Origin of the sequence: Bradyrhizobium icense (assembly GCF_001693385.1) — a bacterium.
GTDB lineage: Bacteria > Pseudomonadota > Alphaproteobacteria > Rhizobiales > Xanthobacteraceae > Bradyrhizobium > Bradyrhizobium icense.
Genome location: NZ_CP016428.1, coordinates 3,763,975 through 3,776,196, shown reverse-complemented (window position 1 = coordinate 3,776,196; position 12,222 = coordinate 3,763,975). Strand labels below are relative to the sequence as shown.

Annotated in this window: 12 protein-coding genes; 5 read left to right on the top strand and 7 right to left on the bottom strand. The window is 63.1% G+C overall.

The features are described from left to right. Nucleotides 1-89 precede the first annotated feature (89 nt). Nucleotides 90-422, bottom strand: coding sequence for an ATP-dependent Clp protease adapter ClpS (clpS, locus tag LMTR13_RS17760; RefSeq protein ID WP_028345585.1), 333 nt, complete (start codon nt 420-422; stop codon nt 90-92). 502 nt (nt 423-924) lie between these two features. Between clpS and LMTR13_RS17755 the strand changes: the two genes are divergently transcribed. Continuing rightward, on the top strand, nt 925-1,878 hold the full coding sequence (locus LMTR13_RS17755; protein ID WP_236843426.1) for a TadE/TadG family type IV pilus assembly protein: 954 nt from the start codon (nt 925-927) through the stop codon (nt 1,876-1,878). Further along, nucleotides 1,869-2,318, top strand: a complete 450-nt coding sequence (locus LMTR13_RS42575) for a vWA domain-containing protein (RefSeq protein WP_236843425.1) — start codon at nt 1,869-1,871, stop codon at nt 2,316-2,318. Before LMTR13_RS17755 ends, LMTR13_RS42575 begins: the two co-directional genes overlap by 10 nt. Before the next feature lie 77 nt (nt 2,319-2,395). Here the strand turns inward: LMTR13_RS42575 and LMTR13_RS17750 are convergent, their stop codons facing one another. Next, nucleotides 2,396-2,734, bottom strand: coding sequence for a phasin family protein (locus LMTR13_RS17750; protein ID WP_065732772.1), 339 nt, complete (start codon nt 2,732-2,734; stop codon nt 2,396-2,398). A gap of 398 nt (nt 2,735-3,132) precedes the next feature. On the opposite strand from LMTR13_RS17750, the gene LMTR13_RS17745 reads away from it, so the two are divergent. Then, nucleotides 3,133-4,980 (top strand): D-alanyl-D-alanine carboxypeptidase, encoded by a 1,848-nt coding sequence (locus LMTR13_RS17745; protein WP_065728968.1) that lies wholly within the window; start codon nt 3,133-3,135, stop codon nt 4,978-4,980. 260 nt (nt 4,981-5,240) lie between these two features. On the opposite strand, the gene LMTR13_RS17740 is transcribed toward LMTR13_RS17745, so the two are convergent. The 4 genes from LMTR13_RS17740 to LMTR13_RS17725 form a co-directional block, all read right to left on the bottom strand. Continuing rightward, on the bottom strand, nt 5,241-5,966 hold the full coding sequence (locus tag LMTR13_RS17740) for a DnaJ domain-containing protein (protein ID WP_065728967.1): 726 nt from the start codon (nt 5,964-5,966) through the stop codon (nt 5,241-5,243). Nucleotides 5,967-6,033: 67 nt separating this feature from the next. After that, nucleotides 6,034-6,798, bottom strand: coding sequence for a vWA domain-containing protein (locus LMTR13_RS17735; RefSeq protein ID WP_065728966.1), 765 nt, complete (start codon nt 6,796-6,798; stop codon nt 6,034-6,036). Between the two features lie 102 nt (nt 6,799-6,900). Beyond that, complete coding sequence (locus LMTR13_RS17730; RefSeq protein WP_065728965.1) at nt 6,901-7,800, bottom strand: alpha/beta fold hydrolase; 900 nt, start codon at nt 7,798-7,800, stop codon at nt 6,901-6,903. 302 nt (nt 7,801-8,102) lie between these two features. After that, nucleotides 8,103-8,888: a helix-turn-helix transcriptional regulator gene (locus tag LMTR13_RS17725; RefSeq protein ID WP_065728964.1), complete on the bottom strand. Its 786-nt coding sequence runs from the start codon at nt 8,886-8,888 to the stop codon at nt 8,103-8,105. A 106-nt stretch (nt 8,889-8,994) separates the two neighbouring features. On the opposite strand from LMTR13_RS17725, the gene LMTR13_RS17720 reads away from it, so the two are divergent. Continuing rightward, a complete protein-coding gene (locus tag LMTR13_RS17720) occupies nt 8,995-10,077 on the top strand; it encodes an alcohol dehydrogenase catalytic domain-containing protein (protein ID WP_065728963.1) in 1,083 nt (360 codons plus the stop codon). Nucleotides 10,078-10,101: 24 nt separating this feature from the next. Here LMTR13_RS17720 and LMTR13_RS17715 read toward each other — a convergent pair whose 3' ends face one another. Beyond that, complete coding sequence (locus tag LMTR13_RS17715; protein WP_065728962.1) at nt 10,102-11,037, bottom strand: division plane positioning ATPase MipZ; 936 nt, start codon at nt 11,035-11,037, stop codon at nt 10,102-10,104. Between the two features lie 322 nt (nt 11,038-11,359). Here LMTR13_RS17715 and panC point away from each other — a divergent pair, with 322 nt between their 5' ends. Continuing rightward, complete coding sequence (gene panC, locus LMTR13_RS17710; protein ID WP_065728961.1) at nt 11,360-12,211, top strand: pantoate--beta-alanine ligase; 852 nt, start codon at nt 11,360-11,362, stop codon at nt 12,209-12,211. Nucleotides 12,212-12,222 lie beyond the last annotated feature (11 nt).

The following is a 12,222-nucleotide window of genomic DNA, read 5'->3' as shown; positions in this document are numbered from 1 at the left end:
AAAACTACCGGGAATACGGTCGGCGTCCGACAACACCGATCAATGCAAACCCGTTCCTTATTTCCGGCCGGATCGGGAGCCACGCGCGGCTATTTTTTTTCCATCACACATTGCAGTGGGTGCTGGTGCTTGCGCGCAAAGTCCATCACCTGCGTGACCTTGGTCTCGGCAATCTCGTAGGTGAACACGCCGCACTCACCGATCCCGTGGTGATGGACATGGAGCATGATCTTGGTGGCCGCTTCGGCATCCTTCTGGAAGAACTTCTCCAGCACATGAACGACGAACTCCATCGGCGTGTAGTCGTCGTTCAGGATAAGGACGCGATAGAGGTTCGGACGCTTGGTCTTCGGCTTGACCTTGGTGATGACCGACGTTGATGGTCCGCCGGTTCCGGCGTTGCGGTTCTCGTCATTGCTCATTCTGGGAGCAGAAGATGACTTTGCCGGCACGGACGGACAGGCTTTGAAGGTTGGCTGCAACATGGCTCAGGCGTTCGAAAATTCCAAAAGGGATGACCGGAGAGCGCATCCTGGCCCACACGCGATCGACTCTGACGTCAGCCACCGCCTGGTATCCAGTAACGCTTATTCCAGATCGCCGCTCCCGGTCCGACCCGTTAGGTGGATCGGCATCTGGAATATGGGTCCGCCGCCGGATCGCCGCAAGCGCATTGATGTTGCCCTGCCACGTCCCGCGACCGGCCCGATTCCCGGCTCGGCTATCCGGAGCAAGGTTAATCGTTTCTGCCGGATTTGACAAAGGATCGCGACTGCCGTTTAGCCGCCGTTGAGCATACCGGGGTCTTTTGCCGACCGGTCTGGCGGTACACCGGCTTTGACCCGTTTTTAGCGGAACCGGTTTACCGCCTGTTTAGCGGCCCGGGCGGAAATGCCCGTAGAAAATCACATTTGCGGTGAGGCCATGCTCGATACAGTCGTATTCCGTCGCTTTCGCACGGCTGCCAGCCGGTTCGTCGGCGCCAATGAGGGCAACATCGCGATCCTGTTCGGGATCGCGGTACTCCCGATCATCTCTTTCGTCGGCGCAGCAGTTGATTACACCCGCGCCAACAGCGCCCGCTCCTCGATGCAGGCCGCCCTCGATTCCACTGCGCTGATGCTGGCGAAGGACCTGACCGAGGGTACCATCACAACCTCGCAAATCTCGGCGAAGGCAGATGCGTATTTCAAGGCCCTCTTTACCAACCCGGAAGCCAAATCGATCACGATCACGGCAAGCTATACCCAAACCTCCGGCAACGGCTCGACCATCCTGATCAACGGCTCCGGCGCCGTGGATACCACTCTCATGCGGGTCGCCGGTTTCCCGACGCTCGGCTTCAATACCAGTTCCACCTCGGCCTGGGGCAACGTGCGCATGCGCGTCGCGATGGTGCTCGACGTGACGGGATCGATGTCATCGAGCGGCAAGATGGGGGCCATGCAGACGGCCGCCAAGAGTCTGGTCGATCAGTTGAGCAAGCTGGCAAAGAACCCGGGCGACATCTACATCTCCATGGTTCCCTTCGCCAAGGACGTCAACCTCGGCACCAGCTACAAAGACGAGACCTGGATCGACTGGGGTTTCTGGAGCGACCAGAACCCGACCTGGGGGACGTGCAGCCAGGCTAGCAAGACGAGCAAGAGCTCCTGCGAGAGCGCCGGTAAAGTCTGGACGCCGGATAAGACCAAGTGGACCGGCTGCGTCACCGACCGCACGCAAGACTACGACACCAAGAACACGACACCGACCTCAACCAACACGCCCACGATGGTTGTGGCGGAAGAATATGTTACAAAAAATGGGACGGGACCATCAACGAGCAATATTGCAAGACGGGCAACACGCCCTATGTCGGAAAGATCGTGCCGCTGAGCTACGACTGGGCCACGCTCAAGTCGGAGATCGATAAATTGCAACCGACCGGCAATACCAACCAGGGCATCGGACTGGCTTGGGGCTGGTTGACGCTTGGCCACGGCGTGCCGTTCAATGCCCCAGCCAAGGATACCGCGAACTATACCTACAAGGAGGCCATCGTCCTGCTGTCGGACGGTCTGAACACGCAGAACCGCTGGTATTCGAACGCGTCGCAGATCGATGCTCGCCAGAAGATCCTGTGCGAAAACGCCAAGGCGGCCGACATCACGATCTACACCGTCCAGGTCAATACCGGCGGGGATGCCGAGTCTACCGTGCTCAAGAACTGCGCCAGCGGTACGGACAAGTTCTATCACATCAAGTCGGCCGACCAGACCGTGTCGGTGTTCAACTCGATCGGCCAGTCGCTGGCCAAGCTGCGCGTCGCGAAATAAGCGCCTCCATCGAGGCGGAAAGAAAAAGCCCGGCCGTTACGGCCGGGCTTTTTATTTTCGAAATAGGGAGTTGCGAATTAGTGCGCGGCCGGGGTGAACTTCGCGACCAGGCCTTCGTACGGCTTGAAGGTCTGCTTGGCGAGATCGGTGTAAAGGCCCGCGATCTTCTGCGACTCCGCGACAAAGGTCTCGTAGGAAGAACGCGCAAATTCGGTCTGGGCTTCGAGCGCCTTGTCCAGCGACTTCACGCCGGAGAGCTTTTCGACAAACGACTTGGTGTCTTCGAATGACTTCTTTGCGTAGTCGCCGTAGGCGGTGGCGATCGCCTGAACGCCGCTCTGCAGGTTGGTTGCGGAAGCTGCAACCGATTCGAGATGCTCTTTGCCGTAGTTCTGAATGTCTTCAATTTTGACCATCATGGAGTCCTTTCCCAGACTGAACGTTCCGATTGCCGGGAAGTCCCGGCTCCCCTGACCAACGGTCCTATATGTGCATCGCACAAAAAAGTCAAGAAATTTTGTGCGACGCACAAATACGATCATTTAGCGGAGAATCCCGGGGTCTTACGCAACGGTTAATTAATCTTTTGGAAACTCGCTCCGCCTAACCTGATTCCTGGACTTGTTCGCCTTCCGACAGACAGCCTGAAAGCTGTTTGTGACCAGCATCTTAGCTAGAACAGCGACCTGATCGGCCATTCCAGCCTCGCATCATGGCCGGACCGGCACTTCGAACGGGGAAATGTCAGCGGCTGGTGGGCACAATTTTGCCTCACGAGCCGGTGATCAAGACAGAAATTGGGACGGGGAAGTAAATGCTTCGTACAACCTTGGCTTCCTCGCGCGCGTTGCGAGTGTGCGCCCTCGGACTCATTACCTTCACGACAGCAATACTGATCTCGAGCGAGAGCGCCGAAGCGCGCCGTAACAAGCACCGTCGTCACCATCACGTCGCACGCGAAAGCTACAGCCCGCAATTCTCCTCGATCATCGTCGATGGCAATTCCGGTGCGGTGCTCAGTTCCAATAATCCCGACGGTATCCGGCGCCCGGCGTCGCTGACCAAGATCATGACGCTTTATCTCCTGTTCGAGCGCCTGGAATCCGGCAAGATGAAGCTCGACACCGAAATGGACGTGTCCGAGCACGCCTCCGAGCAGGCGCCGACGAAGCTCGGCCTGCGCCCGGGCCAGACCCTGAAGGTCGAGGACGCCATCAAGGGCCTGGTGACGCGTTCCGCCAATGACGCCGCCGTCGTGGTCGCCGAGGCCATTGCCGGCAATGAAGCCGAATTCGCCAGGCTGATGACGCGCAAGGCGCGCGCGCTCGGCATGAGCAAAACCACCTATCGCAACGCCTCCGGCCTGCCCAACGACGAGCAACTGACCACCGCGCGCGATCAGGCGACCCTCGGCCGCGCCATCCAGGATCGCTTTCCGCGCTACTACCGCTACTTCGCGACCTCGGTGTTCAATTATCGCGGCCAGTCGATCCGCAATCACAATCGCCTGCTCGGCAATGTCGAAGGCGTCGATGGCATCAAGACCGGTTACACCCGTGCCTCCGGCTTCAACCTCGTAAGCTCGATGCGCCGCGGCAACCGCCACCTGATCGGCGTGGTGCTGGGCGGCCGCAGCGGCGGTTCGCGCGACGCCACCATGCGCAACCTGCTGGCCGAAAACCTCGAGAAGGGCGCGACCAGGCGTACCGTCGCCGCGATCACCGAGCGCAATCCGACCGACGGCACCGTCGATGTCGCCGCAGCCGAGACCGTTTCGCGTCCGGCCGAGACCGCTCAGTCCGGCGGCGCCCTCGCCGCCGCCGAACCGGGACTCGCCGCCATGCCGGCAACCCGCTCGATCGCGCCGGCCAAGCCGTCGCTGATGGCGGCGGCCGCTGCGGCTCTGCCCCCGCCGCCCGCCAAGGTCGAGCAGAACAAGTTCGAGCAGCAAGCCAGGCCCGAACCTGCACCATTGACCAACGGCGTCATCCAGACCCAGCCGATCTCGGCGATCCCCGGCTCGGCCGAGCCGATGAAGCCAGTCAAGGTCAAGACGGTTCAGGTCAAGGCCGGGCCGATGAAGCTCGCTTCAGCCAGCCCCTCGCAGCCCGCGGCGCCGCCGATCACCAACGCTATTCCGGCCCGCCCTGAGGTCGCCGAGACCTCCAGCGCCGTCGTCGCAAAGGCTGCGGAGACCAAGGCCGAAGCCGCCAGGGTCGCGATGCCGCCGCAGCCGGCCAATCACGGTACCGGACAAGGCGTGCTCGGCGTATTGCCCGCTTCCAGCCTGACACAGGCCCCTTCGCAAGCCCCGCACTCGCAGGCGCTGGCCTACGCCGATCCGGCGCCCCACGGCCAGCCGCCGGCCGCGCAGCAGAACAGCGCCGTCAAGCCGGCCGCACCGGCGGTGGTTCGCACCGGCTGGATCGTCCAGGTCGGCGCGCTCGAAAGCGAAAGCGAAGCCAAGCAGCGGATCGATCTCGCCCGCACCAAGGCCAGCGCCCTGCTCAACAAGGCCGATCCCTTCACCGAGACGGTCGTCGCCAAGGACAACCGCACGCTCTACCGGGCCCGCTTCGCCGGTCTCGATCGCGATCAGGCCGAAGCGGTATGCAAGACCCTCAAGCGCGCCGACATTTCCTGCATGACCGTTCGCAACTGATCCGGACGTTTCGTTGACGTTCGCAAAGGCCGGCGCCGCAAGCGCCGGCTTTGTTGTTTTCCAAACACAGTCGCGACGACTCGCGCGAGATGACGCCGAAGGCGGCCAGCGAAAACTTCTCGTCAAGAATTTACGGCTAGGTTTCCCTGGAACGAAGGATCGACCACGCCGGACAACGGCGGGCGATATGGGGCGCCAGTCAGAGAATGGCAGGCAAGCAACTCGCGGTTTGTAGCGTCGGTGGCGTGAGCCGGAGTTAGCTAGAGATGCGTGCGAAGAAGAGTATCCTTGGCCTCGTTTACGCGGGCAGCGAGGTACGTCGAGCCCCCCTGGTCGGGATGCAGTTTCTTCATCAGGGCGCGGTGCGCCCGGCTGATGTCGTCACGCCCCGCCCCCGGCTGCAAGCCAAGGATCTGATAGGCTTCCTCGTCCGTCATTTTTCCGCTCGCCGCCGTGCGGCGCTGCCCCCCTGCCGCGTCGCCTTGCGCGTTCTGACGCCAAGCGGGAAACCGGCGGTCAAGATAGCTTTCAAGTAAGGCGACGCTCTCGGCGTCGAAGGCCGGTATCATCGCGATCAATTGCGGCAGGTCGAACTCGCCGAGCGAACGCCCGGCATTCGGCCCGTCCACGATCCGCCCCGACAATTCTCCGCTGTCGTGATCGAGACTCATATCGAGAAATTGCGAGCGGACGCGCGAGGCCTGCCCCGACGAACGCTGCGCGCCGCCGCCGAAGATCCCGCCGATATTGCTGAAGCCGCCCGGCCCGAACGGCGACCAGCCGAGCAGGCCGGCGCCGAAGATGCCGAGCGGAATTGCCACCGCAAGCTCGCCGCGCAGCCCGGTGAAAGCTGCGACCGCCAGCGCCACCACGCCGCCCACGATCTTGATCGCGCGCGCGAGCGCGACCGGGTTGGCTGCACGAAACATCTGCAGCAGCAAGTACAGGACGACAACGGCGACGACGCCGGCAATCAGGGTTGCCATGGCTCTAATATAGCGGCACTGGCGCCGAAAAGCATGGCGCTCGGCCCAGTGGCAACCAAAGTCGTAATCATTTCATCTGGCCGATCAGTGCGGCCGCGCCGCTTGTGGTTTTCGACAGTCGCAGCAGCGCTTCGCGCCCGCCGGCGGCGTAGGCCGCGGCGGCGCGCAGGAGCTCGCGCAACTGCGCCGCGGCGCCGGGGTCGAACCTGCACCATGCGCCGCCGGTGAGCCGCGCAATCTCCCGGAACGCGTGCTCGGCGGTCGGATCGTGGCCTTCCTGGAACATGAACACGGGCACCTTGAGCAGGCCGAGTTCGCCGGCCTTGGCGCAGAGATCGTCGACCGACTCCTCCATCGCGTCGCCGACGAAGACCAAAGCGCGTACGCCGGACGCCACCGCCTCGCGGCGCGCCTCCGATAGCACCTTGCCGATCTGGGTGTTGCCGCCCTGGCAATCGATCTTGCCCATCAGCCGCGCGAGCTGCGCTGAATCGGAGATCCAGCCCGTGGCGCGGCATTCGTTGAATCCGCGATAGTAGACCAGCCTGATATCGAGGCTGCCGAGAGCGGCCGCCTCGCGAAACATGTCAGCCTGCAACGAACAGGCCATGTCCCAGGTCGGCTGCCGACTCATCGTGGCGTCGAGCGCAAACACCAGCCTTCCCCTGGCGCCCGGACTGTGCGGCGACATCGCACGCGCTTTCGCCACGAAGGCTGCAATGTCTTCCGACGCCGATGGCCTGGTCTCCGGCAACGGGCCGCGCTTGTGCGCCTCGGCCTTTGCCGATGCAACATCGCCTGCCGATTTCGGTTTGATGGGTTCGCTGGCCATGAGCGCTCGCTGGTAAGCAGCAGGCTCTATGTGGGACGACATCCGGCACCGGTCAATGCGCCGGACATGACGCAGCCGCAATGTACGATGACGGGCGGTCGCCTAGTTCGTGACCGGCTTGTTCTTCGGCGTCGGATTGCTGGCCAACGGGGTCGAAAGCGGCACCGGTCCGGGGCTGCTGGAGAGAACGTCGGGCACCTTGGTCGGCACGGGCTTGAGCGCGCCGCTCTTGTCGGATTCCTCGAGGAACCTGTCGAGCATCGACTGGATCGAGGATTTGGCTGCATCAGGCCCGGTGTCGCGCATGTCGTTATGCTGGAAGCCGGTGTTTACGACGGTGATGCCGGCCTGCTCGCACTGCTCGTCGTCGGGCACGACGCCGGGGTCCGGCTTGAACTGCGTGTCCTTGGAGCGGAACGACAGGATCTTGAACTTACCGTCGGTCAGGAACGGCACCCGCAGATTATCCAGCGTCACGACCTTCTTGATCTCGTCGGGATACTGCTTGGCGAAATACATCGAGATGTCACCGCCCATCGAATGGCCAACCATGGTCACCTTGTCATAGTCAGCGTTGGGCTGGAGCTTCTTCATTTCGTGGATGGCGAACTGGATGTTGGCGACGCCGCGCTGAATCTGCGGCAGTCGACCGACATAGGGTTCACCGATCTTGGTCACCATCGGCGGATCGGTCGGCAGATCGTGCTGCGGGCTGATCGCGAGATAACCACGCCAAGCGAACACGTTCGACAGGAACGAGTACTCAGTGTTCTTGACGGTGTTGCCGTGATTGAGGATCGCAACCGGCAGCGTGCTCAAGCCGGTATTGGCCTGCGTTTCCTTGTCGCGGCGAACGGCAATGCTGACCGCTACCAGACGATTGTCACGGTCGGGATCATGAAACGCGATTGTCTCGTGCCGGATCGCCCACTTGCTCGCGGTGAAATACGCGACTGCGGCCAGCACGGAGAGTGAAAGCAGAACGAGAATTCCACGTCTCATATTCGTCCTCGCGCCCCGCTAGGGGCCATCCCTGTCTGAGACTCTTTCGGTCCCTTGTCGATGATATATGTCACGATGGCGTGACATAAAGGCCAAATGTTGTGTATTGACCGCCTGATCATTGTGCGACGCACTTATCCATTGTGCAGCCGCTCGGTTCCCACAAATTCGGCCTTTTTACTATGACGCCTCCTTTCAAGCTTCGGTTCGAGCATCCGATAAAACCCTAATGAAAACGGGATACTGCACCACAGGTTCCCGGGAACTTGCGGGAGAGTATAAAAATACCGGCGACAAGAGTTTTAAGCCGTCGTGTAAATGACGAGCTTCAAGGCCGGGTCGTCGTTGGCCTGGAAACTCGCATACTCCAGTTTGAGCCGGCCCTTTTTGGGATGGGTCAAGGATTTTCGTCCTGCCGCGACACCGCTGACGTCGTGTGCCTCCCACCAGCCAGTGAATTCCGGACAGCCTTCGCGAAGGCGCGTCAGCAGGTCGCGAAAGGCCGGATCGCCGGCCCACAGATCATGCGTCGCCCTGAACTGGGCGACCATGCGCTGGGCCTCATCTGCCCATGATGCGCCGAACAGCCGCCTGGTTGCGGGATTGGTCAATACCGAGAGCAGGCTGTTGCGGTCGGCTTCGGCGAGCCGGCTGAACGCAAAGATTTCGTCGGCCGCCGCATTCCAGTCGAGGATGTCCCAGCGCCGGCCGGTAACATAGGCCGGCAGGTTGATCTGCTCGACTGTGCGGCGGACCGCGGGTGGAACGGCCTCGCGGACAAAGGCACGCCGATCGGCATTTTGAGTCAGCTCCCTCAGATGCCGGTGTTCGGCCCTGGTTAGCCGCAGCGCGCGCGCCAGTGCATCGATCGTTGCTGCCGAAGGGCTGACGGACCGTCCCTGCTCGAGGCGGATGTACCAGTCGACGCCGATACCGGCGAGCTCGGCCACTTCCTCCCGCCGCAGGCCGGGCGTGCGGCGCCGCCGGCCGCCGGACAGACCGACCGCCTTCGGCGTCAGCTTCTGCCGCCGCGACCGCAGGAAGTCGCCGAGTTCGCTTTGTCTCGAATTCGTTCCTGGTTCCGCCATGCGCTTCGCGTCCGCAGGGAAGGGCCCGCTAATCCTAGGATAATACCAGGTCTTGCTGAGGCAATGAAGCCTGCGAGAATGCGGCTTCTCGAAATGAGGAGGCCCCATGAAGGCTGCCGTTCTGAACGCGTTCGGATCGCCGCTTGCGATCGAGACCCTCCCCGATCCGCTGCTCGGCACCGGCGAGGTTATTGTCGACGTCATGGCGAGCCGCGTCCTGGCCTACGCCAACGAGGTCCTCGGCGGTCAGCGAAAATACATGCTGGAACTCCCCGTGGTGCCCGGCCCCGGCGCAATCGGCCGTGTCCGTGCCACCGGTCCTGACGCGACCCGCCTTCGGCCCGGCGATTGGGTCTATTGCGATCCGACCGTGCGTTCGCGCGACAATGCGCTATCGCCCGACATTGCCCTGCAGGGCCTCACCGCCGGCAGCGAGGGCGGGCTGCACCTGCAACGGTATTTCCACAACGGCGCCTGGGCCGAGCAGATGCGCGTGCCGACGGAAAACGCGGTTCCGATCGGCGCCATCGACGAGAAGGATGCAATCCGCTGGTGTGCGCTCGGCACCCTGCTCGTACCTTTCGGCGGCTTCCTCGCCGCACAACTGCAAGCCGGAGAGATCGCGCTGGTCAACGGCGCCACCGGCAGCTTCGGCAGCGCCGCCGTCGCCGTGGCGTTGGGGATGGGCGCGCAGTGCGTGGTCGCGACTGGGCGGAACGAGCAGGCGCTGGCTGAGCTGACAGGGCGGTTCGGTGCCCGCGTCCGGACCGTGCCGATGCGCGGCCACGAGGCCGAGGATCGCGCCAACATCCTGCAGGCGGCGCCTGGCCCGATCGACTGCGTACTCGACATCCTCCCGCCGGCGGCCAACGCGGTGCAGGCGCGAACCGCCATCATGGCGGTGCGGCCTTACGGGCGGGTGGCGCTCATGGGCGGCGTCGGCATGCTCGGCGGCGCCGGCCTCGACCTCCCCTACCCCTGGATGATGCGAAACTGCATCACCGTGCAGGGGCAATGGATGTACCCGCCGCATGCGACCGTGCTGATGACCGGCCTGATCCGCGCCGGCCTGGTCAATCTCGATCATTTTGAGATTACCGCGTTCGGTCTCGACCGCGCCAACGAGGCGGTCGCGCATGCCGCCGCTCACAGCGGTCCGTTCAAAATGACGGTTATCCAGCCGCGATAGGCCGGCAAAGCGGCCGATTGGCGGTCAGGCACTGAGGATGTCGCCAATGATGTCGTGGACTTCGAGCGGCTTGTCGACCTGGGTGAACCATTCGGCGCGGTTGGCGGCCCGGCGGCGGCCGCGCTCGTCGAGCGGCAGCTTGAGCTGGCGCAACAGGCTGGTCACCTCCTCACGCGCCGTAACATGGCCCATGCTGGGCCGCGTACCGAGCGTGGCTTCGTCGATGTCGTCGAGCGCCGTCAGGCCGCGCGGGAAGAATTCGCGGTAGACCACCCGCTCGGCAAACCCGTCGATGGAACGGAAGCCGAGCCGCAGCGAAAGGTCCTTCAGGCTGTCGGCGACGAGCTGCTTGTTTCGCGATCCGATCATCGACAGGCGGTTGCGCACCACGATCCAATCGGTGGTGGCGCCGTCGAGCTGGCGGCGCTTGCGCCTGACATCGCGGACCATCTCCGCGTAGTGGCTCTCGCCGGTCACGGAATAAGTCGCGGGATCGACGGTGCCGAGGACGTCGAAATCGAGGAAGCTGTCGTTGATCGGGGTCACCAGCGTATCGGCCATCGAATGCGCCAGCCGCATCAGATAGGAGTCCGAACCGGGCGTGTCGATGACGATGAAATCGAAGGCGCGTTCGACCGTGCCGACCGCCGCCGCGAACTGCTGGAACTCGGAGTTTTCATTGTCGGCGATCTGCATCGTCTCGCCGAGCTTGATGCAATAGTGCACGGGGATTTCGAGATCGAGACCGGTGCGGCGTGCCCACGCGCTTCGGTTGGCGATGTAGCGGGTGAAACTCTGTTGGCGGCAGTCAAGGTCGATGGTGGCGACGCGCTGCCCGGCCTTCATCAGGGCAACAGCAATGTGCAGGGCGGTGGTGGATTTTCCGGAACCGCCCTTCTCGTTGCCGAGCACGACGACATGCGCCGAACCGAATTGACCCTGACTCGCCTGAAGCAACATTGATTCAACCCCCGCACGATATCTTCAAATCACAGCGCGGCTGCGGTCAAGTGAAATGCGTGACGACGCATTCAATTCGCTTGCGGTGTGTCTTAATCATGAATCCGATGGTGCTGATTTCGTTCCGTTGCAGCGATCGGCTCGCAGCCTTTTCAACGAACGAGGCGCACACATCCAGCTTTGCGTTGAGCTGCCGCAGGCTTGCCATTCCCGAGTGAACTTGGCGGCAAAGCTCTGGCCTTATAAGGTCGGCGCGCCCGCCGAAAGTATCGGGGCCACCGGCCCCCTCACCCCGTCACAAGCTGCAAGAGATCGAGGCAAGATGTCGCGAAGTCCCATGGTCGTCCGTAACGTTCCCGCATTGCGCCGCGCCGTCGAGGCCTTGCGCGCCCGCAAGGCAGCCGTCGCGCTGGTACCGACCATGGGTGCGCTTCATGACGGACACTTGTCGCTGGTCCGCCTCGCCAGGCGCCGCGCACAGAAAGTCGTCGTCTCGATCTTCGTTAACCCGACGCAGTTCGCGCCGACGGAGGATTTCGGCTCATACCCGCGCACCTGGAAGGCCGACCTCGCCAAACTCACCGCCGAGAAGGTCGACCTGGTCTGGAATCCGGACGTCAAGGCGATGTACCCGGACGGCTTCGCCACAAGGATCGTGCCCGAAGGTCCGGCTACCGCCGGGCTCGAGGATCGTTTCCGCCCGCATTTCTTTGGCGGCGTCGCCACCGTGGTTGGCAAGCTGTTCACGCAGGTCCGGCCGGACGTCGCGATCTTCGGCGAGAAGGACTTCCAGCAACTGCGGGTGGTGACGCAGATGGCCGCCGATCTCGACCTCGGCGTCAAGGTGATCGGCTCGCGCACCGTGCGGGAACGCGACGGGCTCGCGATGTCCTCGCGCAACGTCTACCTCTCGGCCGAGGAACGCCAGACGGCACCGACGCTCTATCGCGCCATGAAGGAAAGCGCCAAGCGGCTGAAGGCCGGCGAGGAGTTAGAGGCCGCGATGGAGGCCGGCCGCGGGCTGATCACGGCCGCCGGCTTCGCGCTGGACTATTTCGAGGCCCGTCACGCCGCGACGCTGGCGCCGATCGCATCGATCAAGGACGGACCGGTGCGGATCCTCGTCGCCGCCAAGCTCGGCACGACCCGCCTGATCGACAACATCGGCGTCTAGGACGTAGCCGG